Origin of the sequence: Burkholderia sp. Bp8963, from assembly GCF_003854275.1 — a bacterium.
Classification (GTDB): Bacteria; Pseudomonadota; Gammaproteobacteria; order Burkholderiales; family Burkholderiaceae; genus Burkholderia.
In genome coordinates this window covers 110016-136842 of the sequence record NZ_QTQP01000017.1, presented here as the reverse complement: position 1 = coordinate 136842, position 26827 = coordinate 110016, and the positions used below count along the sequence as shown (strand labels likewise).

The 26827-nt window shown below is 64.5% G+C and carries 24 protein-coding genes and 1 other RNA gene; 8 read left to right on the top strand and 17 right to left on the bottom strand.

The window, feature by feature from the left end:
* Window positions 1–37: 37 nt before the first annotated feature.
* Window positions 38–1273 carry a lytic murein transglycosylase B gene (mltB, locus tag DID96_RS16865; protein ID WP_124600421.1) on the top strand — a complete coding sequence of 412 codons (1236 nt, stop codon included), beginning with the start codon at window positions 38–40 and terminating at the stop codon, window positions 1271–1273.
* A gap of 86 nt (window positions 1274–1359) precedes the next feature.
* Here the strand turns inward: mltB and cysM are convergent, their stop codons facing one another.
* The 16 genes from cysM to gyrA form a co-directional block, all read right to left on the bottom strand.
* A complete protein-coding gene (gene cysM, locus DID96_RS16860) occupies window positions 1360–2262 on the bottom strand; it encodes a cysteine synthase CysM (protein ID WP_124600420.1) in 903 nt (300 codons plus the stop codon).
* Window positions 2263–2494: 232 nt separating this feature from the next.
* Window positions 2495–2863 (bottom strand): helix-hairpin-helix domain-containing protein, encoded by a 369-nt coding sequence (locus DID96_RS16855; RefSeq protein ID WP_124600419.1) that lies wholly within the window; start codon window positions 2861–2863, stop codon window positions 2495–2497.
* A gap of 74 nt (window positions 2864–2937) precedes the next feature.
* Window positions 2938–3930 carry an ADP-glyceromanno-heptose 6-epimerase gene (gene rfaD / locus DID96_RS16850; protein WP_124600418.1) on the bottom strand — a complete coding sequence of 331 codons (993 nt, stop codon included), beginning with the start codon at window positions 3928–3930 and terminating at the stop codon, window positions 2938–2940.
* 60 nt (window positions 3931–3990) lie between these two features.
* Window positions 3991–4941 carry a D-glycero-beta-D-manno-heptose-7-phosphate kinase gene (gene rfaE1 / locus DID96_RS16845; protein WP_124600417.1) on the bottom strand — a complete coding sequence of 317 codons (951 nt, stop codon included), beginning with the start codon at window positions 4939–4941 and terminating at the stop codon, window positions 3991–3993.
* 7 nt (window positions 4942–4948) lie between these two features.
* Window positions 4949–6349, bottom strand: a complete 1401-nt coding sequence (locus DID96_RS16840; protein WP_124600416.1) for a UDP-glucose/GDP-mannose dehydrogenase family protein — start codon at window positions 6347–6349, stop codon at window positions 4949–4951.
* 93 nt (window positions 6350–6442) lie between these two features.
* Window positions 6443–7615, bottom strand: a complete 1173-nt coding sequence (gene lapB / locus DID96_RS16835; RefSeq protein ID WP_124600415.1) for a lipopolysaccharide assembly protein LapB — start codon at window positions 7613–7615, stop codon at window positions 6443–6445.
* 56 nt (window positions 7616–7671) lie between these two features.
* Complete coding sequence (locus DID96_RS16830; protein ID WP_124600414.1) at window positions 7672–7965, bottom strand: lipopolysaccharide assembly LapA domain-containing protein; 294 nt, start codon at window positions 7963–7965, stop codon at window positions 7672–7674.
* Between the two features lie 230 nt (window positions 7966–8195).
* Entirely contained in the window at window positions 8196–8519 is a 324-nt protein-coding gene (locus DID96_RS16825; protein ID WP_124600413.1) for an integration host factor subunit beta, read from the bottom strand.
* Window positions 8520–8541: 22 nt separating this feature from the next.
* The gene (gene rpsA / locus DID96_RS16820; protein ID WP_124600412.1) at window positions 8542–10254 is read right to left on the bottom strand and encodes a 30S ribosomal protein S1; all 1713 of its coding nucleotides are present in this window, start codon (window positions 10252–10254) and stop codon (window positions 8542–8544) included.
* Window positions 10255–10397: 143 nt separating this feature from the next.
* Entirely contained in the window at window positions 10398–11084 is a 687-nt protein-coding gene (cmk, locus tag DID96_RS16815) for a (d)CMP kinase (protein ID WP_124600411.1), read from the bottom strand.
* A gap of 13 nt (window positions 11085–11097) precedes the next feature.
* On the bottom strand, window positions 11098–12402 hold the full coding sequence (gene aroA, locus DID96_RS16810) for a 3-phosphoshikimate 1-carboxyvinyltransferase (protein ID WP_124600410.1): 1305 nt from the start codon (window positions 12400–12402) through the stop codon (window positions 11098–11100).
* A gap of 12 nt (window positions 12403–12414) precedes the next feature.
* The gene (locus tag DID96_RS16805; RefSeq protein ID WP_260463920.1) at window positions 12415–13491 is read right to left on the bottom strand and encodes a prephenate dehydrogenase/arogenate dehydrogenase family protein; all 1077 of its coding nucleotides are present in this window, start codon (window positions 13489–13491) and stop codon (window positions 12415–12417) included.
* A gap of 237 nt (window positions 13492–13728) precedes the next feature.
* On the bottom strand, window positions 13729–14811 hold the full coding sequence (gene pheA / locus DID96_RS16800) for a prephenate dehydratase (RefSeq protein ID WP_124600409.1): 1083 nt from the start codon (window positions 14809–14811) through the stop codon (window positions 13729–13731).
* 36 nt (window positions 14812–14847) lie between these two features.
* Window positions 14848–15930 carry a 3-phosphoserine/phosphohydroxythreonine transaminase gene (gene serC / locus DID96_RS16795; protein WP_124600408.1) on the bottom strand — a complete coding sequence of 361 codons (1083 nt, stop codon included), beginning with the start codon at window positions 15928–15930 and terminating at the stop codon, window positions 14848–14850.
* A 166-nt stretch (window positions 15931–16096) separates the two neighbouring features.
* Window positions 16097–16693, bottom strand: coding sequence for a DUF2059 domain-containing protein (locus DID96_RS16790; RefSeq protein ID WP_124600407.1), 597 nt, complete (start codon window positions 16691–16693; stop codon window positions 16097–16099).
* Window positions 16694–16787: 94 nt separating this feature from the next.
* Window positions 16788–19391, bottom strand: a complete 2604-nt coding sequence (gyrA, locus tag DID96_RS16785) for a DNA gyrase subunit A (RefSeq protein ID WP_124600406.1) — start codon at window positions 19389–19391, stop codon at window positions 16788–16790.
* Window positions 19392–19898: 507 nt separating this feature from the next.
* Between gyrA and ompA the strand changes: the two genes are divergently transcribed.
* The 7 genes from ompA to DID96_RS16745 all read left to right on the top strand — a co-directional run bounded on the left by ompA (window position 19899) and on the right by DID96_RS16745 (window position 25060).
* Window positions 19899–20570, top strand: coding sequence for an outer membrane protein OmpA (gene ompA / locus DID96_RS16775; RefSeq protein WP_124600404.1), 672 nt, complete (start codon window positions 19899–19901; stop codon window positions 20568–20570).
* 152 nt (window positions 20571–20722) lie between these two features.
* Window positions 20723–21421, top strand: a complete 699-nt coding sequence (ubiG, locus tag DID96_RS16770) for a bifunctional 2-polyprenyl-6-hydroxyphenol methylase/3-demethylubiquinol 3-O-methyltransferase UbiG (protein ID WP_124600403.1) — start codon at window positions 20723–20725, stop codon at window positions 21419–21421.
* Between the two features lie 30 nt (window positions 21422–21451).
* Entirely contained in the window at window positions 21452–22168 is a 717-nt protein-coding gene (locus DID96_RS16765) for an HAD-IA family hydrolase (protein WP_124600402.1), read from the top strand.
* Between the two features lie 17 nt (window positions 22169–22185).
* Window positions 22186–22555, top strand: a transfer-messenger RNA (tmRNA) gene (ssrA, locus tag DID96_RS16760).
* Between the two features lie 164 nt (window positions 22556–22719).
* Window positions 22720–23961 carry a phage integrase central domain-containing protein gene (locus tag DID96_RS16755; RefSeq protein ID WP_124600401.1) on the top strand — a complete coding sequence of 414 codons (1242 nt, stop codon included), beginning with the start codon at window positions 22720–22722 and terminating at the stop codon, window positions 23959–23961.
* Window positions 23962–24243: 282 nt separating this feature from the next.
* The gene (locus DID96_RS16750; protein ID WP_124600400.1) at window positions 24244–24432 is read left to right on the top strand and encodes a hypothetical protein; all 189 of its coding nucleotides are present in this window, start codon (window positions 24244–24246) and stop codon (window positions 24430–24432) included.
* A gap of 4 nt (window positions 24433–24436) precedes the next feature.
* Window positions 24437–25060, top strand: a complete 624-nt coding sequence (locus DID96_RS16745; RefSeq protein WP_124600399.1) for a Fic family protein — start codon at window positions 24437–24439, stop codon at window positions 25058–25060.
* Between the two features lie 754 nt (window positions 25061–25814).
* On the opposite strand, the gene DID96_RS16735 is transcribed toward DID96_RS16745, so the two are convergent.
* Window positions 25815–26720 carry a lysozyme inhibitor LprI family protein gene (locus DID96_RS16735; protein ID WP_409333782.1) on the bottom strand — a complete coding sequence of 302 codons (906 nt, stop codon included), beginning with the start codon at window positions 26718–26720 and terminating at the stop codon, window positions 25815–25817.
* Window positions 26721–26827: the final 107 nt, after the last annotated feature.

Here is a 26827-nt window from a genome sequence, read left to right as displayed (position 1 = left end):
GCGCCGAACGCATTCGCCCTGTCCGCTCCGGTTCTTCATGAATTACAACAAGCCTGTCGCCTCCGTTTCCGCACTGTTCCGTGCGCGTCTCCCGCTCGTTGCCGCCGCCCTCGCTGCCGTCTTCGCTGCCGCGCCGGTCGGCGCGCAAACGCAGACGCAGACGCAGCCGCCGGCGGCCGCCAGCACGCCCGCCGCACCGGCTCAGCCGCAACAGCCGGCACAGCAAGGCCAGACATTCGAGGAAGAGATCGTCCCGCAGCGCTACGCGAACAACGCGCAGGTCGACGCCTTCATCAACGACATGGTGAGCCGCCACGACTTCGATCCCGCCAGCCTGCAAGCGCTCTTCGCGCGCGTCAGCTATTCGGCGACCGCAGTCAAGCTCGTGAAGCCCGCGGCGGCGCCGACCGTGAAGAACTGGCGCGTGTACCGCTCGCGCTTCATCGAGCCGATCCGCATCAACGCGGGCGTGAAGTTCTGGAAGGCGAACATGGCGACGCTGCAGCGCGCGTCGGAAGAATTCGGCGTGCCGCCGGAAGTGATCGTCGGCATCATCGGCGTCGAGACGATCTACGGCCGCTACATGGGCAACTTCCGCGTGCTCGATGCGCTGACGACGCTCACGTTCGATTATCCGGACACGCCGAATCGCGACAGCCGCCAGGCGACGTTCCGCAAGAACCTCGAGGATTTCCTCGTCTGGACGCGCGACAACCAGCTCGACCCGGCGACCGTGCTCGGCTCGTATACGGGCGCGATCGGCATTCCGCAGTTCCTGCCGAGCAGCATCCGCGAATTTGCGGTCGATTACGAAGGCAACGGCCACGTCGACCTGCGCAGCAGCCCGGCCGACGCGATCGGCAGCGTCGCGAACTACCTGAAGCAGCACGGCTGGGAAACCGATCGCCCGGTGGTCTGGCAGATCGCCCCCGATACCGGCAGCCAGGGTATCGCGCAGGCCGCGGCCGACGGACAGCCGGAGCCGCATTGGGCGCTGTCGCAGTTGCTGAGCGCGGGCATGACGCTCAACGAGCGATCGGTCGACATCGCGGCCGAGGCCGGCACGCCCGTCACGGTGATCGACCTGCCGTCGCCCGGGCGCGCAACCGAATACATGCTCGGGCTCAAGAATTTCTATGTGCTGACGCGTTACAACCGCAGCTTCTTCTATGCGCTCACGGTCTACCAGCTCGGCGAGAGCGTGAAGGCGCAGATGGAAGCGACCGGCGCGCTCGCGCCGGCACGCCCGAACGCGCAGGCGCAAGCGCAGTAATCGCGTGCAGCCCGCCTGACGAAGCCAGACGAAGGAAGCGCCGCATGTCGCGGCGCTTTTTTTATGTTGCGTGCGAACGGCGTCGCTTACGCGGGGAACACGCCCGTCGACAGATAGCGGTCGCCACGATCGCAGACGATGAACACGATCGTCGCGTTCTCGACCTGCCGCGCGATCCGCAGCGCGACTTCGCAGGCACCACCCGACGAGATGCCGGCGAAGATACCCTCGACGGCCGCAAGATTGCGCGCGGCCGCTTCGGACGCGGCCTGGCTCACGTTCTCGACGCGGTCGACGCGGGTGCGATCGAAGATCTTCGGCAGATACGCTTCCGGCCATTTGCGGATGCCGGGAATGCGCGAGCCTTCCTCCGGCTGCGCGCCGACGATTTCGATCGACGGATTCTGCTCCTTCAGATACCGCGACACGCCCATGATCGTGCCCGTCGTGCCCATCGCCGATACGAAGTGCGTGATGCGGCCCTCGGTATCGCGCCAGATTTCCGGGCCCGTCGCTTCGTAATGCGCGAGCGGGTTGTCGAGGTTCGCGAACTGGTCGAGGATCACGCCCTTGCCTTCGCGCTGCATCTGGTCCGCGAGATCGCGCGCCAGCTCCATCCCGCCCTTCACCGGCGTCAGGATGATTTCCGCGCCGTAGGCCGCCATGCTCTGGCGCCGTTCGACCGACAGGTCCTCCGGCATGATCAGCACCATCTTGTAGCCGCGGATCGCCGCGGCCATCGCGAGCGCGATGCCCGTGTTGCCGCTCGTCGCCTCGATCAGCGTGTCGCCCGGCTTGATGCGGCCGCGCTCTTCGGCGTTGCGGATCATCGACAGCGCCGGGCGATCCTTCACGGAACCCGCCGGGTTGTTGCCTTCCAGCTTCGCGAGAATCACGTTGTTGCGCGCGCGAATCTCGTCATCCGGCAAGCGGACCAATTGCACGAGCGGCGTATTGCCGATCGTGTCTTCGATAGTTTTGTAAGCCATGGAGGTACCGTGAATGCGATGCCGAACAAGCGGTCGATTCTAAACCAGCGACGCGCCCCGTGCCGGCTATCCCCAACGCGACGATGGAATACCGCGCCGCGTATCGGCACGCCAATCGGCACGCCAATCGACACACGCAACGGCAGAACCGGCACGCAAAAAACCCGCGGCACGCCGCGGGAAACCGTCGCGAGGACGGCGGCTGAAGGAGCCTGATGGCGCTGCGGAAACCTTACTTCTGCGCGGTGCGCGCAGTCGGCGCGGCAGGCTTCGCGGCCGGCGCGGCTGCGGGTTTGCCCGCAGCAGGCGCCGTTGCACCTGAGCCGGCCGCGCCTACGCCGGCCGCGCCGATCGTAAGCCCTTCGCGCTGCAGGCGCTCGACGGTATGCCCGCCCATGCCCTTCACACGCGTGGCGAGGTCGTCCGCGTTCTTGAACGGGCCGCGCGCCGCACGTTCATCGAGGATCGCCTTTGCCCTGGCAGCCCCGATGCCCTTGATGCCGACGAGCGCATCCTCGCCTGCGGTGTTGACGTCGACGGCAGCCCACGCCGACGCGATCGCGCCAAACAGCGCCGCCGCAGCGAACCATTGCTTGATCATGTTCCGGATCTCCTGGTGAAAACGGCCGGCGGCTGCCGACCGTGACACCCAGTCTAAAGATCCGGCGCGCCGGCTTAAACCTGGCCGGACAGCCAACGTACGTAGCGGTCGACGCCTTCCTGCACGGTCAGGAACGACGCGTCGTAGCCGGCCGCGCGCAGCTTCGTCTGGTCCGCCTGCGTGAAGCACTGGTACTTGCCGCGCAGCGCGTCCGGGAACGGCACGTATTCGATCAGGCCCTGCTCGACCTGCTGCGCGAGCGTCAGCGGCGGCAGATTGTCGAGCGCACGCAGCGTGTTGACCACCGACGTCGCGACGTCGTTGAACGGCTGCGCACGTCCCGTGCCGAGGTTGAAGATGCCCGACTTCTCCGGATGATCGAAGAAGAACAGGTTGACCTTCACGACGTCCTCGATCGACACGAAGTCGCGGGTCTGCTCGCCTGGCGCGTAGCCGTTGTATTCGCCGAACAGCTTGACCTTGCCTTCCGCGCGGAACTGGTTGAAGTTGTGAAACGCGACCGACGCCATCCGGCCCTTGTGCGTCTCGCGCGGGCCGTACACGTTGAAATAGCGGAAGCCAGCGATCTGGCTCTTCGCGCTCGGCAGCACGCGGCGGATCACCTGGTCGAACAGGAACTTCGAATAGCCGTAGATGTTGAGCGGCGCCTCGACCTCGCGCTCCTCGACGAAGCGCGTCGAGCCGCCGTAGGTCGCCGCCGACGACGCATACAGGAACTGCGCGCCCTGCGCGAGACACGTATCGAGCACCGCGCGGCTATAGCGGAAGTTGTTGTCCATCATGTAGCGGCCGTCGTGTTCCATCGTGTCGGAACATGCGCCTTCGTGGAACACCGCGCGCACCTTGCCGAAGTCGCCGCGCGCGAAGCGCTCGACGAACTCGGTCTTGTCGAGATAGTCGTCGATCTCGCAATCGACGAGGTTCCGGAACTTGTCCGCGCGCGTCAGGTTGTCGACCGCGATGATGCGCGTCTCGCCGCGCTCGTTGAGCGCCTTGACGATGTTCGCGCCGATGAAACCGGCCGCGCCGGTGACGATGAGGGTCATGGTCGTCCTTCCTGCCTGAAAAGTATGCGACACAGCGCGCGGCATCCCGCGCGCGTGCGCTCAATGAAACAGTTCGTCGTAGTCAACCGTGGCGGTGCCGAGCTTGCCGACCACGATCCCCGCTGCGCGATTGGCGAGCACGACCGCGTCGACGAGCGGTACGCCGGCGCCGAGCATCGTCGCGACCGTCGCGATCACCGTGTCGCCGGCGCCGGACACGTCGAACACCTCGCGCGCGAGCGCGGGCGCATGCAGCTCGCCCGTGCCGGAGAACAGCGTCATGCCTTCCTCCGAGCGCGTCAGCAACAGTGCGTCGATGCCGAGCGATGCGCGCAGCTTCGCGACCCGCTCGCGCAGGTCGTCTTCCGACTTCCAGTGCCCGACGACTTCGCGCAGTTCGGCACGGTTTGGCGTAATCAGCGACGCGCCGCGATAGCGCTCCCAGTCGTCGCCCTTCGGGTCGACGAGCACGGGCTTGCCGGCCGCGCGCGCCTTCTCGATCATCGTCGTCACGTGCGTGAGGCCGCCCTTCGCGTAGTCCGACATCAGGATCACGTCGTGCTGCGGCAGCAGCGCGTCGAAACGCGCGAGGCCCGCGAGCAGCACCTCGTGCGTCGGCGTCGCCTCGAAGTCGACGCGCAACAGCTGCTGCTGGCGCGCGAGCACACGCAGCTTGATCGTGGTCGGCAGCGCCGGATCGCGCTCGAGATGCGGCGTCACGCCGCTGCTGCCGAGCAGCTCGACGATCCGCTCGCCCGGCTCGTCGCAGCCGACCACGCACAGCAGTCCCGCCCTGCCGCCGAGCGTCACCGCATTGCGCGCGACGTTCGCCGCGCCGCCGAGCCGTTCTTCCTGGCGCTGCACGTGCACGACCGGCACCGGCGCTTCCGGCGAGATCCGATCGACGTTGCCGAACCAGTAGCGGTCGAGCATCACGTCGCCGACGACGAGCACGCGCGAACGTGCAAGCTGTTCACGCGACACCGGGCCCACTTCGCGAGGCGTACTCATCGTGCGCTCATCCACGGGAAACGGTCTGCGGATCGACATGGGGACGCCCGATTGCGTAATAGTCGATGCCGAGTTCGGCCATCGCGTCCGGCTCGTACAGGTTGCGGCCGTCGAAGATCACCGGCGCCTTCAGCTCCGCCTTCAGGCGCGTGAAATCGGGGCTCTTGAATTCCTTCCATTCGGTGACGATCACGAGCGCGTCCGCGCCCGTCACGGCCACATCCTGCGTGTCGACGAAGTGCAGGCGCGACAGCGCGTCGGCCTCGTCGCCGAAATCCAGCGCGAATACCCGGCGCGCCTCGTCGATCGCGACCGGATCGTACGCACGCACGGTGGCGCCGCGCTCCAGCAGCGCAGCGATCAGGCGGCGGCTCGGCGCCTCGCGCATGTCGTCGGTATTCGGCTTGAACGCGAGGCCCCAGACCGCGAACTCGCGGCCGGTCAGGTCCGCACCGAAGCGCTGCTCGATCTTGCCGATCAGCACGCTCTTCTGCGCGTGGTTCGCCGCCTCGACCGCCTCGAGAATGTGCAGCGGCTGGCCGTTCTCGCCCGCCGTGCGGATCAGCGCCTGTACGTCCTTCGGGAAGCATGAACCGCCGTAGCCAACGCCCGCATACAGGAAGTGATAGCCGATGCGCGGATCGGAGCCGATCCCGCGCCGCACGGCCTCGATGTCCGCGCCAACCTTGTCGGCGAGGTTCGACATCTCGTTCATGAACGAGATGCGGGTCGCGAGCATCGCGTTCGCCGCGTATTTCGAGAATTCCGCCGAACGCACGTCCATGTAGATCGTGCGCTCGTGATTGCGGTTGAACGGCGCGTACAGCTTCTTCATCTTCTCGCGCGCGATCGTGCCTGTCTCGTCGTCATCGACGCCGATGATGATCCGGTCCGGACGCATGAAGTCGTCGACCGCCGCGCCTTCCTTCAGGAATTCCGGGTTCGACACGACCGAGAAGCGGTGCGCGACGCTGCCCGCGAGGCCGCGTGCGGCCAACGCCTCGTCGACCACGCCGCGCACGCGCTGCGCGGTGCCGACCGGCACGGTCGACTTGTCGACGATCACCTTGAACGCAGTCATGTGGCGGCCGATGTTGCGCGCCGCCTCGAGCACGTACTGCAGGTCGGCCGAGCCGTCTTCATCCGGCGGCGTGCCGACCGCGATGAACTGGATCTCGCCGTGCGCGACGCTCGCCTCGATGTCGGTCGAAAAGCGCAGGCGCCCCGCCGCGCGGTTGCGCGCGATGATGTCCAGCAGACCGGGTTCGTGGATCGGCATGCCGCCGTTGTTCAGGATGTCGATCTTGCGCTGATCAACGTCGAGACAGAAGACGTCGTGGCCGATCTCCGCGAGGCATGCGCCCGTGACGAGACCGACGTATCCGGTGCCGATGATGGTGATTTTCATAGATGTTCCGGTGAAGGTTCCCGGTAATAGACTAACTTGGCCGCCGGGCCGGAGCCGGCGGCAGCCGCATCGCGTTCGTCCCGCCTGCCGGGATCAGCTCGACATCGCAGGGTCGACGCGGCGCGGCGCATAGGTTTCCCAGCCGCTGCATCCGGGGCATTGCCAGTAGAAGAGCCGTGCCCGGAAACCGCAATTCTGGCACGTATACCGTGGCAGATTTTTGGTGCGCTGCCTGATCAGCGCACGCATCATTTCAAGTTCCTTACGACGCGGCTCGTCGGCCGCCGCGATCTGCGCGTCGAGCAGGTGCAGCATGCCCGACAGGTTCGGCGATTTTTCCATCTGCGCGCGCGCGAGCGTGTGTGCGGCCTCCTGGCCGCGCAGCCCCGCAATGTGCTGGTACGCGATGTCGAGCAGATCGTTCGACGCATAGCGGTCGACGTACTCGATCAGCAGCGCGGTGCCTTCACTGGTGCGGTCGAGCGCGACATACGACTTCATCAGCTTGTCGGCAACGAGCGGCAGGTAAGCCGGATTCTGCGCCTCGACACGCTTCCAGTGGCCGATCGCGGCCTCGTGGTCGCCCGCGGCCGCGGCCGCATCGCCGGACAGGATCGTCGCGCGGACATTCTGCGGGTTCGCGACAAGCGCGAGCCGCAGCTGCTCGGCGGCGGCCTGCGCGTCCTTGCGCTGCAGCGCGTCCTGCGCGAGCTCGCAGCGGAACTGCGCGATTTCGATGCCGAGCGGCTTCTCGCTCATCGATTCGATCCGCTTCGCGGTATCGATCGACTTGTTCCAGTCCTTTTCGATCTCGTAGATCGTCAGGAGTGCGCGCTGCGCGCCGAGCGCATAGTCGCCGTCGGCCAGCTTGTGGAACGCCTCTTCCGCACGATCGAGCAGGCCGGCCTTAAGGAAATCCTGGCCGAGCTCGTACAGTGCGTGATCGCGCTCGCTGACGGGCAGGTCGGTTCGGCTCAGCAGGTTCTGGTGCACGCGGATTGCGCGGTCCGTCTCGCCGCGGCGGCGAAACAGGTTGCCGAGCGCGAAGTGTAGCTCGACCGTTTCCGGGTCGAGCTTCGCGACCTCGATGAACGCGTCGATCGCCTTGTCGGGTTGTTCGTTCAGCAGAAAATTGAGGCCGCGGAAATACGACCGCGGCAAGTTGGCGCTCTCCGACAGGAGATTCTTCAGGTCATAGCGTGACGCTGCCCAGCCGAGCGCGAAAGCGACCGGAATCGCGAGCAACCACCAGAAATCCAGATCCATGCGATATATCGAAGCGGAAACGAAAACCGCGCGGCGTTCGCGCGGCGTCGGGTCGGTTAAATGACGGGCGGCATCGGCGGCTGGTCGATCACGGCCGGCGTTTCGCGCGCTGCGCGCAGGTCGCGCTTCAGGCGCCCGTTCTCGATGCGCATCCGGAAGATCGCCGGCAGCGCGGACAGCAGACCGGCAATCAGGCCGACAACGAAGAACGCGAGGCCGATCAGGATCAGCGGAGCTTGCCACGCGTAGCCGGCGAGGAAATTCAACGTCGCGGTTTGCGTATTGGCCAATGCGAGCACCAGCAACAGCACGAACACCAATACCCGGATCAGCCAGACGATAAACTTCATGAAGCCCTCTCTTTGAATGAGATTTCGCCGCGGCGCGCGACTCCCCTTCGCGTCGCCGAATCGACCCGTATTGTAAAGGATGCGTTTCGGCGTCAGCGCATCCGATGCCTCGCGTGCCGCCGTGCGTATCGCATCGCGCGCTCGAAGCGCCCCCGAAAATAAAAAAAGCGCCCGCAAGGGGCGCTTTTCTTCAGCCGTTGCCGGATGGGTTCCGGGCGGTCGAACGACGCTTACCGCTCGTCGTCCGGATCCTCGGCCTTCAACGGTTCGCCGGCCCGGCCGTCGACGCGTTCGCGCAACTCCTTGCCGGGTTTGAAGTGCGGCACGAATTTCTCGGGCACCTGCACTTTCTCCCCCGACTTCGGGTTGCGTCCGACGCGGGCCGGGCGACGGTTGAGACCGAAGCTGCCGAAACCCCGAATTTCAATGCGATGCCCTTTGGACAGAGCATCGGACATCGCATCGAGCATCGTTTTCACCGCGAAATCCGCATCCTTGAGGACAAGTTGCGGAAATCGCGATGCCAACTGCGCGACCAACTCGGATTTGGTCATACTTCAGCAGACCTCGTAAGGCTTACTGGTTCTGGCCGTCGAGCTTGGCCTTCAGCAGTGCGCCGAGGTTGGTCGTACCCGTCGCTGCAGAGCTGGTGTCGGCTTGCAGGCCGCGGATCGCTTCCTGCTGCTCTGCCGAATCCTTCGCCTTGATCGACAGGTTGATGCCGCGCGACTTGCGATCGATGTTGATCACCATCGCGTTGACCTTGTCGCCTTCCTTCAGCACGTTGCGTGCATCTTCGACGCGATCCTGCGAGATTTCCGACGCACGCAGGTAGCCTTCGATGTCGCCCGTCAGCGTGATGACCGCGCCCTTCGCGTCGACCGACTTGACCACGCCGTCAACGATCGAGCCCTTGTCGTTCATTGCAACGTAGTTGCTGAACGGGTCGCCTTCGAGTTGCTTGATGCCGAGCGAAATGCGCTCCTTCTCGACGTCGATGCCGAGCACGATTGCCTCGACTTCGTCGCCCTTCTTGTACTTGCGAACGGCTTCTTCGCCGGTTTCGCTCCACGACAGGTCCGACAGGTGGACCAGGCCGTCGATGCCGCCCGGCAGACCGATGAACACGCCGAAGTCGGTGATCGACTTGATTGCGCCCGTGATCTTGTCGCCCTTCTTGAAGTTGCGGCTGAAGTCATCCCACGGATTCGGCTTGCACTGCTTCATGCCGAGGCTGATACGACGGCGGTCTTCGTCGATCTCGAGGACCATGACTTCGACTTCGTCGCCCAGCTGGACAACCTTCGACGGAGCAACGTTCTTGTTGGTCCAGTCCATTTCCGACACGTGGACAAGGCCTTCGATGCCCGATTCCACTTCGACGAATGCGCCGTAGTCGGTGATGTTCGTGACCTTGCCGAACAGGCGCGTGCCCGACGGGTAGCGGCGCGAGATGCCTTCCCACGGATCGTCGCCCAGTTGCTTGATGCCCAGCGACACGCGGTTCTTCTCTTGGTCGAACTTGAGGATCTTCGCGGTGACTTCCTGGCCAACCGACAGGACTTCGCTCGGGTGACGCACGCGGCGCCATGCGATGTCGGTGATGTGCAGCAGGCCGTCGATGCCGCCGAGGTCCACGAACGCGCCGTAGTCGGTGATGTTCTTGACCACGCCGTTGACGATCGCGCCTTCCTTCAGCGTTTCGAGCAGCTTCGCGCGCTCTTCGCCCTGGGTCGCTTCGATCACTGCGCGGCGCGACAGCACGACGTTGTTACGCTTGCGGTCGAGCTTGATGACGCGGAACTCGAGCGTCTTGCCTTCGTACGGGGTCGTGTCCTTGACCGGACGGGTGTCGACCAGCGAACCCGGCAGGAACGCGCGGATGCCGTTGACCATCACGGTCATGCCGCCCTTCACTTTGCCGGTGATCGTGCCGGTGACGAGTTCGTTGTTGTCGAGTGCCTTTTCCAGCGACAGCCACGATGCAAGGCGCTTCGCCTTGTCGCGCGACAGGATCGTGTCGCCGTAGCCGTTTTCGAGCGCGTCGATCGCGACGGACACGAAATCGCCCGCCTGCACCTCAACCTCGCCCTGATCGTTCAGGAATTCCTCGATCGGAATGTAAGCCTCGGACTTCAGGCCTGCATTGACGACCACGAAGTTGTGGTCGACGCGCACGACTTCGGCGGAAATCACTTCGCCGGCGCGCATGTCTTGGCGGGTCAGCGACTCTTCGAACAGAGCCGCAAAGGATTCGGTATTCGGGTTGGAGGTTTGCAGGTCGGACATATAAATCGGATTGTGCATGGATCGCGGTGCCGCGCCGGCCGGAATGGTCGGCTATGAGGGCCAGAGCGAAAGCCACACGGGGTTAAGGGTTCAACACACACTCCGCGCTTGCGGCGCGGAGCACCTACTGCCGCCCTGCCTTCTCAGGCGGGCTGGCCAAGCACCCGGTACCACTGCAGCACCTGGTCGACCGCCTGGTCGACCGAAAGCGCCGACGTATCGAGCAGCTTGGCATCTGCCGCGGGTTTCAGCGGCGCGGCCGCGCGATTGCTGTCGCGCGCGTCGCGCTCACGAAGATCCCGGAGCAAGTCATCTATATTAGCAGAAAATCCTTTTTGCATCAATTGCTTATGCCGTCTGGCCGCGCGAGCCTCGACGCTGGCCGTCAGAAACACCTTCAGCCCCGCATCCGGAAAGATCACCGTGCCCATGTCGCGGCCGTCCGCGACGAGGCCCGGCGTCTTGCGGAACGCGCGCTGGCGGGCGACGAGCGCCGTGCGCACCGGCGCGTGCACGGCAATCGCGGATGCGCGGTTGCCGACCGCCTCGGCGCGGATGTCGTTCGACACGTCCACGCCGTCGAGCTGTGCACAGCCTTCGCGGAACGTGATGTGGAGGTCGCCGACCAGTTTCTCGAGCGCGTCGACGTCCTCCGCGGCAATGTCGTAGCGCATGCTCGCGAGCGCGGCGAGGCGATACAGCGCGCCGCTGTCGAGCAGGTGGAAACCGAGGTGCGCAGCGACGAGCGCCGCAACGGTGCCCTTGCCGGAAGCGGTCGGGCCGTCGATCGCAATGACCGGTGTCTGGTGAAAGGGTCGGGTCGATTTCATCGGGTCAGTCGGGTCAGGCCTTCGCGAGCGTGGCGAAGCGGTCGAAATAGTCGGGGAACGTCTTGCCGACGCACTTCGGATCGTTGATGCGCACCGGCACGCCGCCCAGGCTCACGAGCGAGAAACACATCGCCATCCGGTGGTCGTCGTACGTGTCGATCGCCGCGTTCGGCGTCAGCGCCGCGGGCGGCGTGACCACGAGATAGTCGGCCCCCTCCTCGACCGTCGCGCCGACCTTGCGCAGTTCGGTCGCCATCGCGGCGATACGGTCGGTTTCCTTCACGCGCCAGCTCGCGATGTTGCGCAGCGTGCTCGGGCCGTCGGCGAACAGCGCCGCGACCGCGATCGTCATTGCCGCATCGGGAATCAGGTTGAAATCCATGTCGATCGCCGCGAGCTTGCCGTGGTCATGGCCGATGCCGCGCACTTCGATCCAGTCGTCGCCCATCGTCACGTTCGCGCCCATCTGCATCAGCGCGTTCGCGAAACCGACGTCGCCCTGGATGCTCGCGCGCCCCACGCCCTCGACACGCAGCGGCCCGCCGCCGAGCGCGCCGGCCGCGAGGAAGTACGACGCCGACGACGCGTCGCCTTCGACCATGATCCGTCCCGGCGACTTGTAGCGGACGCCGGCCGGCACGACGAAGCGCTGCCAGCCGTCGCGCTCGACGGTCACGCCGAAGCGCGCCATCAGCTTGATCGTGATGTCGATGTACGGCTTCGAGATCAGCTCCCCGTCGACCTCGACGACGATCCGGCCGTCCGGCGCCTTCACGAGCGGCAGCGTCATCAGCAGCGCGGTCAGGAACTGGCTCGATACGTCGCCGCGCACCTTGATCGGCGCGTCGACCGAGATCGACGCCGGCTTGATGCGCAACGGCGGGAAACCTTCGTTCAGCTCATAGTCGATCTGCGCGCCGATTTGCCGCAGGCCGTCGACGAGATCGCCGATCGGCCGTTCGTGCATGCGCGGCACGCCGTGCACGCGATAGTCGCCGCCGTTGACCGCGAGCGCCGCCGTCAGCGGCCGGACCGCCGTCCCCGCGTTGCCGAGGAACAGGTCGGCCGTCTTTGCGGTGAACGCGCCGCGCGTGCCCGTGACGACACAGGTGTCGCCGTCGCGCGCGAGCTTCACGCCCAGCTTGCCGAGCGCATCGAGCATCACGCGCGTGTCGTCGGAGTCGAGCAGGTTGGTGATCGTCGTATCGCCTTCGGCGAGCGCCGCGAGCAGCAACACCCGGTTCGAAATGCTCTTCGAGCCGGGCAGACGCACGGTGCCCGACGCGCTCGAGTACGGGCCGAGATCGAGATATTCCATGGAAGCTTCCTGTTAATTCCTGTTCGTTTCGGGGGGGCGGCCATCCGCGGGCCGGCCAACCGGGGGGCGGCCATCCGTGGGCCGTCCGTCCGGGGTCCCGCCATCCTGGGCCGTCCGTTCGGCGGTCGGCCGTTCGGGAGCCGGCTCGGCGGCAGCCTGCCGATCTGCGGCAGCCCCGCCGGAAACCGCCTTGCCGCCACGCTCCTGCCACGCCGAACGCGCGGCGCGCGAACGCGAGAACACCTCTTCGAGCGCCGCGCCGTCACCGGCGTCGATCGCCGCGCGCAGCCGCGCGAGCACGCGCGTGTAGCCGTCGAGTTCGTCGAGCAGCGCCGCGCGGTTCGCGACGCAGATGTCGCGCCACATTTCAGGGCTCGACGCGGCAATCCGCGTGAAGTCGCGGAAACCGCCGGCCGCATAGGAGAACTTCAATTCCGCGTCCGCCTCGCCGAGGATCTGCTCGACGAGCGCGAACGACAGCACGTGCGGCAGATGGCTGACCGACGCGAACACGCGATCGTGCTGCACCGCGCTCATCGTCCGCACGTCGGCGCCCGTCGCGCGCCACATCGCGTCGATCCGCGCGACCGACGCGGCCGGATTCTCCGGCAGCGGGCACAGCACGACGTTGCGACCGACGTACAGGTCGGGCAGCGCGGCCTCGACGCCGCTCGATTCGCGCCCGGCAATCGGGTGCCCCGGCACGAACTGCGCAATGCGCGGACCGAGCGCGTCGCGCGCGGCCGCGACGACGTCCGACTTGGTGCTGCCTGCGTCGGTGACGATCGTCGCGTCGTCGAGCCACGGCGCGATCCGCGCGAGCAGCGGGCTCGTCTGCGCGACCGGCGCGGCGAGCAGCACGAGGTCGGCGCCCGCGAGCGCATCGCGCAGCTGCGCTTCGTCGTCGAGCGCCGCAGCACGATCGATCACGCCGAGCGCAAGCGCGCGGGCAACCGACGCCGCCGAGCGCCCCACGCCAACGATCTCGCCGGCATCGCCCGGCGCACGTTCGCGCAGCGCGCGGGCCAGCGACCCGCCGATCAGGCCGACGCCGAAAATGACCAGTTTGTTGAATGCAAAGCCTGACACGACTCGAACCAAGTGATGCGTGCCGGCCGATGCCGTGCGACGCGGAAATCCAGATCCGGGGGCCTGCGCGTCGTCCGGCGCGCAATCCGCGCCGAACGCTGCCGCCCCCGCCTTCGGCAGGCCCGCGGGCCTGCGTTGCCACTGCGGCGCAATGCACGCCGCTCCAGCCGGCTCGCCCGACGACGTCGCCGCATGCCAACCGGCACGGCGCGTACGTCGACGCAGCCGCGCGCCGCGTCAGCGCGCGCGCGGGTACGAACCGAGAATCTTCAGGAACGCAGCCTTCTGGCCCAGCTCCGTCAGCGCGGCCGCGACCGATGCGTCGTCCCGGTGCCCTTCGATGTCGATGTAGAAGTAGTACTCCCACGTGCCGACGCGCGCCGGGCGCGACTCGAAGCGCGTCATCGACACGCCGTGCCGCGCGAGCGGCTCGAGCAGCTTGAACACCGCGCCCGGCTCATTCTTCACCGACACGATCAGCGACGTCTGGTCGTGGCCGCTCGGCCCTGCCGGCTGCTTGCCGACGATCACGAAACGGGTGCGGTTGTGCGGATCGTCCTGGATCAGCGCGAACGCGATCTGCAGGCCGTAATGCGCGGCCGCGCGATCGCCGGCGATCGCGGCAACCGTCGGGTCGGACGCAGCAAGACGCGCCGCCTCGGCATTGCTCGATACCGCCTGCCGCTCGAGCTGCGGCGCGTTCGCCGACAGCCATTGCTGGCACTGCGCGAGCGCCTGCGCGTGTGCACACACGCGCTTCACGCCGTCCAGCGTGCCGCTCTGCGTGAGCAGGTTGTGATGGATCGGCAGCGCAAGTTCGCCGCTGATCAGCAGTTGCGTCTGCAGCAGCAGATCGAGCGTGCGCGACACCGCGCCCTCGGTCGAGTTCTCGACCGGCGCAACGCCGAACGCCGTGGCGCCCGCCTCGACCGAACGGAATACCTCGTCGATCGACGGGCACGGCAGCCCTTCAATCGACTGGCCGAAATACTCGAACATCGCCTGTTCGGTATACGTGCCGACCGGCCCGAGAAACGCGACGTGGATCGTCTGCTCGAGCGCGCGGCTCGCGGCCATGATCTCGCGCCAGATCGCGCCGATGTGCTCGCTCGCGAGCGGGCCGGCGCTCATGTCCTGCAGGCGCGCGATCACCTGCAGCTCGCGCTCCGGCCGGAACACCGGCGCATTGAAATGCTTCTTGACCTCGCCCACTTCCAGCGCCACCGCGGCACGCTGGTTCAGGAGCCCGATCAGCTGCGCGTCGATCGCGTCGATGCGGTCGCGCAGCGGTTTCAAGCGGGAATTCAGTTCGTCGTCCATGCGTATTTGCCGTGCTGTTGAACAGCGCCGCCGCCGTCAGGCGCGTTGCTGTTCGAAGTCCTTCATGTACTCGACGAGCGCCTTCACGCCCTCGAGCGGCACCGCGTTGTAGATCGACGCCCGCATGCCGCCGACGGACTTGTGGCCCTTCAGCTGCAGCAGCCCGCGCGCCTTTGCGCCGGCAAGGAAGTCTTCGTTGCGCGTTTCGTCGGCCAGGAAAAACGGCACGTTCATCCGCGAACGCACCGCCGGCTCGACCTTGTTCAGATAGAAGCCGCTCGCGTCGATCGTGTCGTAGAGCAGCTTCGCCTTCTCGATGTTGCGGGCCTCGATCGCCTGCAGGCCGCCCTGCCGCTTCAGCCACTGGAACACGAGGCCCGCGATGTAGATCGCATAAGTCGGCGGCGTGTTGTACAGCGAATTGTTCTCGGCGACCGTCTTCCAGTCGAATGCCGACGGGCAGATCGACAGTGCGCGGTCGAGCAGGTCCTCGCGAACGATCACGAGCGTGACGCCCGCCATCCCGATGTTCTTCTGCGCGCCGCCGAACAGCACGCCGTACTTCGCGACGTCCATCGGGCGCGACAGGATATGCGACGACACGTCCGCGACGAGCGGCACGTCGCCGAGGTCGGGAATCTCGAAGGTCTCGACGCCGTCGATCGTCTCGTTCGTGCACAGGTGCACATACGCCGGATCGTCCGACAGCTGCCATTCGCCGCGCGCCGGCGCGCGCGTGTAGCCGGCGTCGGTCTTGCCGGTCGCGGCGAGATGCGGCGTGCCGTACTTTTTCGCCTCGTTGAACGACTTCTGCGACCACGAGCCCGTCACGACGAAATCGGCCGTCTTGCGCGAGCCCAGCAGGTTCATCGGCACGATCGCGTTCTCCGCGATGCCGCCGCCCTGCAGGAACAGGATCCGGTGGCTCGCCGGCACGTCGAGCAGCTCACGCAGGTCGGCAAGCGCCGCCTCGTGGATCGACATGAACTCCTTGCCGCGATGGCTCATCTCCATCACGCTCATGCCGCTGCCGTGCCAGTCGAGCATCTCGTCGGCAGCCTGCCGCAGTACTTCCTCGGGCATCGCCGCGGGGCCGGCGGAGAAATTAAAGACGCGCATCGTGAAAACCTCGGGAGGGACGCGGCCGGCTCGCCGCCGGCAAGTCAATGGCAAATGAACCGCGCCAGAAAAGAAATGGCCGCTTGCGCTCGCGCGCAAACGGCCATTATCGCACTGTCGTCAGGCTCCCGCCAAACCCGGCGCGGCCGGGGCGGGCTGCGACGGCTTACTTGCCCGGCTTGACGGCCGACACTTCCTTGTCAGCCTGCGCGCGCGTCGCCTGGATCGCTTGCGGCATGTACTTCTGCATCAGGCCGTTGACCACGTCGCGGCCAACCTGATCCTGCACCTGGATGAACTTGCGGCCCGTCGGGCTCTTGTAGAACGTCGTCAGATCCTTGATCTCCGACGTGCTGTAGTACTTCGCGTACGCGTCGTACTGCGCCGACATCGCGTCGCTGCTGAATGCCGGCGTCGAGAAGACCTTGCCCGCGCCTTCGACCAGCTTCGGCACCGCGTTCTTCTGCAGCGTCGGAACCGCAGCCTGCTTCTGCTTGTCGTTCAGCGTCTTGTTTTCCGACAGCGCGTCCGACAGGATCGCCGGAACCAGTTGCTTCGCCTGCATTTCGGCGCTGTTGCCGATTGCCGAGACGAGCTTCGGCGCGTCGATCGCGTCGAGCAGATCCTTGATCGCCGCCTTCTTGTCGGCGTCGATCGGCGCAGCTGCCGCCGGAGCCGGTGCGGAATTCGACAGCGCTTGCGCCATCGCGAACGTCGGCACCAGTGCAGCCAGCAGGACCAGTTGCTTGAATTGCTTTTGCATCATCACTCCCTTTTGGAAATTTGAATGGGTTCTCGCCGCACGCATCGCACCGCACTCATCGCGGTGCCCGCGGCGGCTCGAGAGTCTCATCCGTTCAGGCTTCGCCGTCCGACGCCTCGTCGGCCTCGCCGTCGCCCTCCTCCGCCTCTGCGATCTGCTGCAGGCCAGAGAGCTTCGTACCCTCATCGAGACTGATGAGTGTAACACCTTGCGTGGCCCGTCCCATCTCGCGGATCTCGGATACGCGCGTGCGGATCAGCACACCGGCCGTCGTGATCAGCATGATCTGATCTTCCGCGTCGACGAGCGTCGCGGCGACCACCTTGCCGTTGCGCTCGGACGTCTGGATCGCGATCATGCCCTTCGTGCCGCGACCGTGACGCGTGTACTCGGTGATCGGCGTGCGCTTGCCGTAGCCGTTCTCGGTCGCGGTGAGCACCGACTGCTCCTCGCTGCCCGCGACCAGCATCGCGATGACCTGCTGGCCGTCCTCGAGCTGCATCCCGCGCACGCCGCGCGCCTCGCGGCCCATCGGACGCACGTCGTTCTCGTCGAAACGCACGGCCTTGCCGGCGTCGGAGAACAGCATCACGTCGTGCGCACCGTCGGTGATCGACGCCCCGATCAGGTAATCGCCTTCGTCGAGGCCGACCGCGATGATGCCTTTCTTCATCGGACGGCTGAACGCCTCGAGCGGCGTCTTCTTCACGGTGCCGAGCGACGTCGACATGAACACGAACTTGTCGGCCGAGAATTCCTTGACCGGCAGCACGACGTTGATCTTCTCGCCTTCCTGCAGCGGGAACATGTTGACGATCGGACGGCCGCGCGAGTTGCGCGAGCCCTGCGGCACCTCGTAGACCTTGATCCAGTAGACGCGGCCGCGGTTCGAGAAGCACAGCATGTAGTCGTGCGTGTTCGCGATGAAGAGCGTCTCGATCCAGTCGTCTTCCTTCATCTGCGTCGCCTGCTTGCCGCGGCCGCCGCGCTTCTGCGCGCGATACTCGGACAGCGGCTGCGACTTCACGTAGCCCGAGTGCGACATCGTGACGACCATGTCCTGCGGCGTGATCAGGTCTTCGGTGTTCAGCTCGGTCGCGTTCAGCTCGATCTTCGAGCGGCGCGCGTCGCCGAACTCGGCCTTCACCGAGGTCAGCTCTTCGCCGATCATCAACGTGATCCGCTCGGGACGAGCCAGGATATCCAGCAGGTCCGCGATCTGCGCCATCACGTCGCGGTATTCGCCGATGATCTTGTCCTGCTCGAGGCCCGTCAGGCGCTGCAGGCGCATCTGCAGGATTTCCTGGGCCTGCGTGTCGGACAGCTTGTACAGGCCATCGCCCTGCATGCCGAACGCCGGGTTCAGCCCTTCCGGACGGTAGGCGTCACGCCCGCCCATCGTGGCGTTGTCGGTTTCGGCGCGCGTCAGCATCTCGCGTACGAGCGACGAATCCCACGCCTTCGCCATCAGTTCCTGCTTCGCGATCGGCGGGGTCGGCGCGGCCTTGATGATCGCGATGAACTCGTCGATGTTCGCGAGCGCGACCGCGAGACCTTCCAGCACGTGGCCGCGTTCGCGCGCCTTGCGCAGTTCGTAGACCGTCCGGCGCGTGAGCACTTCGCGGCGGTGCGACAGGAAGCACTGAAGGATTTCCCTCAGGTTCAGCAGCTTCGGCTGGCCGTCGACGAGCGCGACCATGTTCATGCCGAACGTGTCCTGCAGCTGCGTGGCCTTGTACAGGTTGTTCAGCACCACTTCCGGCACTTCGCCGCGCTTGAGCTCGATCACGACACGCATGCCGCTCTTGTCGGACTCGTCGCGGATGTCGGAGATGCCCTCAAGCTTCTTCTCGTTGACGAGCTCGGCGATGCGCTCGAGCAGCGAGCGCTTGTTGACCTGGTACGGCAGCTCGTCGACGATGATCGCCATCCGCTGGCCGCGGTCGATCTCCTCGAAGTGCGTGGCCGCGCGCATCACGACGCGGCCGCGGCCCGTGCGGTAGCCGTCGCGCACGCCGGCGACGCCGTAGATGATGCCGGCCGTCGGGAAGTCCGGCGCCGGGATGATCTCGATCAGCTCGTCGATCGTCGCTTCAGGGTTGTGCAGCAGGTGCTGGCACGCGTCGACGACTTCGTTCAGGTTGTGCGGCGGAATGTTGGTCGCCATGCCGACCGCGATGCCCGACGAGCCGTTGATCAGCAGGTTCGGGATCCGCGACGGCAGGATCAGCGGCTGCATCTCGCTGCCGTCGTAGTTCGGGCCGAAGTCGACGGTTTCCTTGTCGATGTCCGCAAGCAATTCGTGACCGATCTTCGCCATGCGAATTTCGGTGTAACGCATCGCGGCGGCATTGTCGCCGTCGATCGAGCCGAAGTTGCCTTGCCCGTCGACCAGCATGTAGCGCAGCGAGAAGTCCTGCGCCATCCGCACGATCGTTTCATAGACCGCGCTGTCGCCGTGAGGGTGGTACTTACCGATCACGTCGCCGACGATACGCGCCGACTTCTTGTAGGCCCGGTTCCAGTCGTTGTTCAGTTCGTGCATCGCGAACAGGACGCGCCGGTGCACGGGCTTCAGGCCATCGCGGACATCCGGGAGGGCACGTCCGACGATCACGCTCATCGCGTAATCGAGATACGAACGGCGCATTTCCTCCTCGAGGGAGGTGGGCAGGGTCTCTTTGGCGAATTGATCCATGTATCCGTATCTTTTCGGAGCGAAGACGGGAACGCCTTTCGCATGAGCGCTGCATGCGCAACGCAACGCGAGATTCTAACATGCGCCCTTCTCAGGCCAATTCGCGCCCCCCTCTATATAAGAATGGCGAAAATCCGCGCGACGCGGAAACCGGCAGGGAACCGCCGGCAAGCGTCGCAACCGGCATGCGAAATGCGCGACGTCCCGCCGCCCGCGCAAACATTCCGTCACACTCTTGACAATTTCTAAAAGTTACGGCAGGCCGGTGTTGCGCATGCACCACAAACGCGGAGGCGATCTTAGGGTGGGGAGGATTTTTTTTCGTAGGAAGGGAACGATATGGCAAAATGCCAACGCACTGAAAGTTAGACGCTGCTCGAAGTCTACACAGAGGCGGCGCCGCGTTTTTTGTGCCGCACCAATGTTATACTTCGAGCAATGTATGACTTGTCATCGTCAACAGGCTCGCAGTAAACCTGCGGTAATCTCAATTTCGAGAGGAGAAATATGAATAAACTTTCAAAGCTCGCGTTCATTGCAGCTACCGCAGTTATCGCTGCATCCGCTTCGGCACAGTCGGTGCCGGCGTCGCGACAAGCCGTGAATGACAACTGGGTGAATGGTACCGGCGAATACGTGTGGATGAACGGCACGAACGAGCTTTGCTGGCGCGATGCGTTCTGGACGCCGGCCACCGCCAACGCAAAGTGCGATGGCGCACTGGTCGCCCAGGCACCGGCACCGCAGCCGGTCGCACCGGTTGCTCCGGCAATCACGAGCCAGAAGATCACGTATCAAGCTGACGCGCTGTTCGACTTCGACAAGGCAACGCTCAAGCCGCTGGGCAAGCAGAAGCTGGACGACCTGGCTGGCAAGATCCAGGGCATGAACACGGAAGTGGTCGTCGCAACGGGCTACACCGACCGCATCGGTTCGGACAAGTACAACGACCGTCTGTCGCTGCGCCGTGCGCAAGCTGTGAAGTCGTACCTGGTCAGCAAGGGCATCCCGGCCAACAAGATCTACACGGAAGGCAAGGGCAAGCGCAACCCGGTCACGACGGGCTGCAACCAGAAGAACCGCAAGCAGCTGATCTCCTGCCTCGCACCGGACCGCCGCGTGGAAGTCGAAGTGGTCGGTACGCAAGAAGTGCAGAAGACGACCGTTCCGGCGCAGTAAGCCGCGGTCTCCGACTGCTTCAAAGCCCCGCCTCGGCGGGGCTTTTTCATTGACGCCCGCCCAGGTGCTCGCTGGCCTCACAGTCCGCCCGCTTATATACTGGGGTTTGATGCAGCGAAGCACAGCCCTCCTTCCGTAGCCCGTTTGCCGACATGACCAACGCCGATCCGCACGAACTCCAGAAATTCAGCGACCTCGCCCATCGGTGGTGGGATCCGAATGCCGAATTCAAGCCGCTGCACGACCTGAATCCGGTCCGGCTCGGCTGGATCGACGCGCATGCGCATCTGGCCGGCAAGCGCGCACTCGACATCGGCTGCGGCGGCGGCATCCTGTCCGAATCGATGGCGGGGCTCGGCGCGCAGGTCAAGGGGATCGACCTGTCCACCGAAGCGCTCGGCGTCGCCGACCTGCACAGCCTCGAAAGCGGCGTGACGGTCGACTACGAGGCGATCGCCGCGGAGGACATCGCGGCGCGCGAGCCCGGCACCTACGACGTGGTCACGTGCATGGAGATGCTCGAGCACGTGCCGTCGCCGGGCAAGGTCGTCTCGGCGTGCGCGACGCTCGTCAAGCCGGGCGGCTGGGTGTTCTTCTCGACGTTGAACCGCAACCTGAAGTCCTATCTGTTTGCAGTGATCGGCGCGGAATACATCGCGCAGATGCTGCCGAAGGGGACGCACGATTACGCGCGCTTCATCCGCCCGTCCGAGCTGGCCGGCTACATTCGCGCGACGGACCTGCACATCGTCGAGATCAAGGGCATCACGTATCATCCGCTCGGCAAGCGCTTTGCGCTGTCGAACGACACCGACATCAACTACCTTGTCGCGTGCCGCCGCGGCGCGTGACACCGACTCGACCGGCATGACGCCCTCCGCATGACGACCTCCCTTTCGCCCGGCCGGGCCACATTCGACGAACCGCGTCTGCAAGGCTGCAACGCGGTGCTGTTCGATCTCGACGGCACGCTCGCCGACACGGCACCGGATCTCGCCGCCGCCGTCAACAAGATGCAGCGCGTGCGCGGCCTGCGCGAGACGCCGCTCGACGTGCTGCGGCCGCTCGCGTCCGCAGGCGCACGCGGCCTGCTCGGCGGCGCGTTCGGCATCGACCCGCAGTCGGGCGGCTACGACGCGATGCGCGACGAGTTCCTGACCAACTACGCAACCGATATCTGCGTGCACACGACGCTGTTTCCCGGCATCGACACGCTGCTCGACGAACTCGACGCGCGCCGCGTGCGCTGGGGCATCGTCACGAACAAGGCGATGCGACTCACCGAACCGCTCGTCGGTTTGCTCGGCCTTCGCGCGCGCGCCGCGTGCGTCGTCGGGGGCGACACAACGCCGCACCCGAAGCCCCACCCTGCCCCGCTGCTGCATGCAGCCGGACAGCTGACGCTCGCGCCCGAGCGTATCGTGTATGTCGGCGACGACCTGCGCGACATCCAGGCCGGCAGCGCCGCGGGCATGGCGACCGTCGCGGCCGCCTACGGCTATTGCGGCGACGGCGCCGCGCCGACGGACTGGCAGGCGCAGCACCTTGTCGCAACGACGCAGGAATTACGCGAGCTGCTGCGCGATGTTGGGCTATAATGGTTGATCTTATCCGCGGGGGCGACCTGGTTTCGACAGGGGTTGTGAAGCGGCTAGGGCATGTCGAGGACCCGTCACCTCGTTAATCAATGGGAAAAACGTAACTGCAAACGACGATACGTTCGCACTGGCAGCCTAACGGCCGCCGTCCTCTGCCTAGTTCACTGACGGGCTAGCGTCGCAAGACCGGTAGCAATACCGCCAGAGGTCATATACGTCAGTTAAGCCTTGGTGGCGTCGCGACGCCCGGGTCGAAAATCTAGCGAATCGCCGTAGTGCAGCGTGTTCGTCCGCGTCGCTGCGGTTAAATCAAATGACAGAACTAAACATGTAGAACTGGTCGTGGAGCGCTTCTGGACGCGGGTTCGATTCCCGCCGCCTCCACCAAATTCCCGCCAAAGCTTCACCAGCGACAGCAAGAAACCCGCGACAGCACAAGGCTTCGCGGGTTTTTTACTTCCAGCGACGCCAAAGTTTCCCCATCGACAGCCCGGGGGTATTTGGGGGTATTTTCAGGGGTATACGACATACCCCCGCGTACAGATACCCCCATGCCGCTCACCGACACGACCATTCGCAACACGAAGCCGGCCGAAAAGCCCGTCAAGCTGTTCGACGGTGGCGGCCTTTTTCTGCTCATCACGCCGGCCGGGCAGCGTTACTGGCGACTCAAGTACCGAGCCGCCGGCAAAGAGAAACTGCTGGCGCTCGGCGTGTACCCCGATGTGACGCTCGCCGCGGCGCGCCGGAAGCGCGATGAGGCCCGGGAAAAGCTGGCCGCTGGCGTCGACCCGGGTGAAGCGAAAAAAGCTGAGAAGCGCACGGCTAGGCTGAGTGCCGAGAACTCGTTCGAAGCCGTTGCTCGCGAGTGGCACGCCAAGTACGCGCCCACTTGGTCGGATGGCCACGGAGCTCGCATCTTGCGCCGCCTAGAAGTTGACGCCTTCCCTTGGATCGGAGGTAAGCCTATTGCGGAGCTCGCTCCGCCGGACGTGCTCGACGTTCTGCGCCGGGTCGAGAAACGCGGCGCGCTCGAGACGGCCCATCGCCTGCACGCGAACGTCGGACAGGTATGCCGCTATGCCGTGGCAACCGGCCGCGCCCCGCGCGACGTAACGGCCGATCTTCGCGGCGCGCTTCCTCCTGTGCAGCAAGAGCACATGGCAGCTATCACAGACCCGAAGCAAGTTGCCGAGCTGTTGCGTGCGATTGACGGTTATCAGGGTACGTTCGCGGTGCTGTGCGCGCTACGCCTCGCCCCACTACTCTTCCAGCGACCCGGTGAGCTGCGCGCAGCTGAATGGACAGAGTTTGATCTCGACGACAGCACTTGGGAGATCCCGAGCGATCGGATGAAGCGCACTAAACAAGGCAAGGCATCCGGCGGCGCGCACATCGTTCCGCTGTCGTCTCAGGCGGTCGCAATCCTGCGTGAGCTTCACGCGCTAACAGGCGGTGGCCGCTTTCTGTTCCCGAGCGTACGTACGAAAGACCGTGCCATGTCCGACAACACGGTCAACGGCGCGTTGCGTCGACTCGGATACAGCGGCGACGAGATGACGGGACACGGTTTCAGGGCGATGGCACGCACAATCTTGGACGAAGTGCTGCACCTGCCTGCGGCGATCATCGAGGCGCAGCTCGCGCACGCCGTGAAGGACCCGCTCGGGCGCGCATACAACCGCACTGCCCACCTTCCCAAACGTCGCGAAATGATGCAGCGCTGGGCCGACTACCTTGACCGGCTCAAGGCAGGAGCGAACGTCATCGAGATCAACTCGGCCCGCGCGTAGCATCGGGTTATCCACAAGGGACTGCCCTCTTCGCAAGCCAGCGTTGTGGCGCGCCGCGACAAAAATTGGGCCCAATTTTTTGGTCCCGAGTGTAGCAATTTGCTATAGTTCGTTCACTGCGCTGGTCAAGCGGATCTCTCTGCTGAATTTTTCGAGGCGCGGATATCACCTGTGGATAACTGCCTTCGGCAGTTTTTTTCACGTCCAAATTTTGCCGTTCGCGCCTCCGCATAGCTTCGTAAGCAGGTTATCCACAGGTGCGATCGTGCCAAGGAACGAACTATGAAGGTTGTTGCCAGCAAAACAGATGGCAAGCTGCTCGCCCGACTTGCGGCAGCGGCAAAGAAGCCATTGACTCCGGCGGACATTGAACAGCAGCGCGTGTCGTTCGTCTACAGCGTCATGGGGCAGCGCGAAGGTATGACTCGCGAGAAGGTTGAGCATTTGCTGAAGCAGCACGCTGCTGTCTGAAAGTATGATCCTCTGGGAACTGGCTCAGAACGAGAGGAACGAGCATTACACGCAGCTAGAAGTTGCCAACACCGCCCGCCAATTCTCCTTCCTGCTCTCTTTGATAGAGGTCGCGACGGCCACCCAGCAACAATGGCTCTCTGAAAGAGTCATCAAGGCACTGAACTACCATGCTATCGCCTGCCTGCATGACTATGCGGGGGAGTACAGGCCATGCGTGGTCGAGTTGGGGAAGGATGAGGGCGACCATCATCCTCCGATGCCTCATTCGGTGCCGGCGCAGATGGAACACTTCGTCCACTATGTCAACTCAAGGTGGACCAAATTTGATGCGCCCAAGCTTGCCGCCTTTGTTCTATGGCGCCTTAATCATATTCACCCATTCGTAAATGGGAACGGGCGGACTGCGCGCGCCGCTGCATACTTCGTAGCCTGTTTGAAGCTCGGCGGAGCGTTGCCAGGCAAGAAGACACTCCCTGAGCTGCTGTGCGACAACAGGGACGATTACGTAGCTGCATTAAAGGTAGCAGATCGCTCTCAAGCCAAGGGCGCACGCCCCGACATTGGGCCGCTTACAACGCTCATCAGTCGATTGCTCGAAGAGCAGATTGAGACCGTAAATAGCTGACGCAACGTCGTTCGCGATCATGCGCTGTGGACGGCCGCGCGCCTCAGCTTCTGGCGGGCAGCCACGTCCAGGTTGGACGGCGGCATCGCGGAAGCACGCTCCCTGACTGTGACTCATGCCTTAGAGGGGCGCCGGTCATCTATGTCCCTCGAAGCCCCGCCCTTGCAGGCGGGGGCTTGGTTACAAAATCTGTCACCAGGCCGATGTGGGCCAGATGAGCAGGGCTAAGATTGCGAGCCAGATGGCCCACTTCCACAACCGACTCATGCTTGCGTCTCCAACGTGCCCGGCCTGATAGGCCGGCGCCACATGTCAGGCGTTCAAAACCAGACATGCCGCGGAGAAATGCCGAAGGGAAAGTGGAATGGCGCAGCGCGCACCGTGCGGCAACCGTAGCGCAAAGTTCGATGTCAACATTTATCACCCGCCGGTTACCTTGCTGATTTGCTGTTCGCATGTTCAAACCCGATACCCGATCGGATCCGCCAACCAGAGATGCACCTCCTCGTTCCGCCAGACGGAACAGACTTTGGTCAGTTGAATTAGCTGCGGCGCGCGGCTCGCACCCGTGCGCCCGGCGTAAGGTGGCCACTGACGAAAATTGCGCCAACATCCGGGCAGCGGCTTGGATCTGTGGGGCGACGTGGGCAACCTTACGTGATATAGCACTGGGAACAGCACGATAGCGGTTGCCCTATCAATGCATCTACGCTGACTAGCGTGTTACGGCCCGCTTTGCCAGCTGACTTCGATGTCAGTCGTCGCGCGCGGATACATCACCCGTCTGCGCAATCTTCGTCAGGACACGCTTCTGGTAGGCATACCAAGACGCAAGGCACTCCTTGTCGTGGCAGTTCTTCTCGCGGAAGTTCCATTGTTTACGAACCCGCTCGGTGAACGCGGCCTTGTCCACAACCGCATCCTTCGCCTGCTGATACGCTACGGCCAGATCACGATCAGAGGCAGCAAGGTCCGGATCGTGGCAAATGAGGTACTCAGGGATGGACTTCGCCTTACCGCAGTCGAAACTCGTTTGTTGTAATGCACCCGCTCCCGCGGGTGATGTCGACGCTGATACTTGAACGGGCGCAGCTTGCGGTGCGGTATCTGGCGACGGCGCAGCAGACGGAACATTAGCCGGTTCCGTATTGTTCGCATACTGCGACATGGTCGGCAACTGCTGCCCATACGGAGACAACTGGCCGGCCATGGCATCTTCCAGCATCGCGCCAATCATCGAGTTCGGCACGACTCGAAGCGTTTCCGTTTTCACCACCGAGTCACCCGCCATGATTTCTGATTTCGCGAAGTTACACGGCGCCTGGCATGTGATGCGGCTTGTCACGTTCGGATTATCGTCGTTCAGAACCAGCAGAACGTACGTTCCGTTGCGAAGCCCTACGTAGCGCATCATCACAAGGGATTTGACGGCCTTGCCACTCCGAATGTCATCCTCACTCAACGCAGGCTCATACCCATAGGTGCCATCTTGGTTGAGCGCGTAGTTGTGCCTCGGCGGAGCAGGAACCGTTTGCACTGCCGGTGCAGTAGAAGTTGGCGAAACACTTGGGGCGGAGCTAGCTTGAGGTGGTGACGGATTTGAACTAGCCACCGCCCCTCCAGAACCCTTGTCGCAGGCAGAAAGGAGGGCCGCAGCCATTGCAGCAACCCCTGCCGCAAGAACGATCTTCTTCATTGGTCTCTCGCTACTTGTGGGAATCGAATTTTTCTAATGAGGCCGCGATCTAGCTCGTCCGAATTCTGATC

Bases quoted from the DNA above. Each gene is read 5' to 3' on its own strand.
- mltB (WP_124600421.1), top strand. From the start codon at position 38: ATGAATTACAACAAGCCTGTCGCCTCCGTTTCCGCACTGTTCCGTGCG.
- cysM (WP_124600420.1), bottom strand. From the start codon at position 2,262: ATGGCTTACAAAACTATCGAAGACACGATCGGCAATACGCCGCTCGTG.
- DID96_RS16855 (WP_124600419.1), bottom strand. From the start codon at position 2,863: ATGATCAAGCAATGGTTCGCTGCGGCGGCGCTGTTTGGCGCGATCGCG.
- rfaD (WP_124600418.1), bottom strand. From the start codon at position 3,930: ATGACCCTCATCGTCACCGGCGCGGCCGGTTTCATCGGCGCGAACATC.
- rfaE1 (WP_124600417.1), bottom strand. From the start codon at position 4,941: ATGAGTACGCCTCGCGAAGTGGGCCCGGTGTCGCGTGAACAGCTTGCA.
- DID96_RS16840 (WP_124600416.1), bottom strand. From the start codon at position 6,349: ATGAAAATCACCATCATCGGCACCGGATACGTCGGTCTCGTCACGGGC.
- lapB (WP_124600415.1), bottom strand. From the start codon at position 7,615: ATGGATCTGGATTTCTGGTGGTTGCTCGCGATTCCGGTCGCTTTCGCG.
- DID96_RS16830 (WP_124600414.1), bottom strand. From the start codon at position 7,965: ATGAAGTTTATCGTCTGGCTGATCCGGGTATTGGTGTTCGTGCTGTTG.
- DID96_RS16825 (WP_124600413.1), bottom strand. From the start codon at position 8,519: ATGACCAAATCCGAGTTGGTCGCGCAGTTGGCATCGCGATTTCCGCAA.
- rpsA (WP_124600412.1), bottom strand. From the start codon at position 10,254: ATGTCCGACCTGCAAACCTCCAACCCGAATACCGAATCCTTTGCGGCT.
- cmk (WP_124600411.1), bottom strand. From the start codon at position 11,084: ATGAAATCGACCCGACCCTTTCACCAGACACCGGTCATTGCGATCGAC.
- aroA (WP_124600410.1), bottom strand. From the start codon at position 12,402: ATGGAATATCTCGATCTCGGCCCGTACTCGAGCGCGTCGGGCACCGTG.
- pheA (WP_124600409.1), bottom strand. From the start codon at position 14,811: ATGGACGACGAACTGAATTCCCGCTTGAAACCGCTGCGCGACCGCATC.
- serC (WP_124600408.1), bottom strand. From the start codon at position 15,930: ATGCGCGTCTTTAATTTCTCCGCCGGCCCCGCGGCGATGCCCGAGGAA.
- DID96_RS16790 (WP_124600407.1), bottom strand. From the start codon at position 16,693: ATGCAAAAGCAATTCAAGCAACTGGTCCTGCTGGCTGCACTGGTGCCG.
- gyrA (WP_124600406.1), bottom strand. From the start codon at position 19,391: ATGGATCAATTCGCCAAAGAGACCCTGCCCACCTCCCTCGAGGAGGAA.
- ompA (WP_124600404.1), top strand. From the start codon at position 19,899: ATGAATAAACTTTCAAAGCTCGCGTTCATTGCAGCTACCGCAGTTATC.
- ubiG (WP_124600403.1), top strand. From the start codon at position 20,723: ATGACCAACGCCGATCCGCACGAACTCCAGAAATTCAGCGACCTCGCC.
- DID96_RS16765 (WP_124600402.1), top strand. From the start codon at position 21,452: ATGACGACCTCCCTTTCGCCCGGCCGGGCCACATTCGACGAACCGCGT.
- DID96_RS16755 (WP_124600401.1), top strand. From the start codon at position 22,720: ATGCCGCTCACCGACACGACCATTCGCAACACGAAGCCGGCCGAAAAG.
- DID96_RS16750 (WP_124600400.1), top strand. From the start codon at position 24,244: ATGAAGGTTGTTGCCAGCAAAACAGATGGCAAGCTGCTCGCCCGACTT.
- DID96_RS16745 (WP_124600399.1), top strand. From the start codon at position 24,437: ATGATCCTCTGGGAACTGGCTCAGAACGAGAGGAACGAGCATTACACG.
- DID96_RS16735 (WP_409333782.1), bottom strand. From the start codon at position 26,720: ATGGCTGCGGCCCTCCTTTCTGCCTGCGACAAGGGTTCTGGAGGGGCG.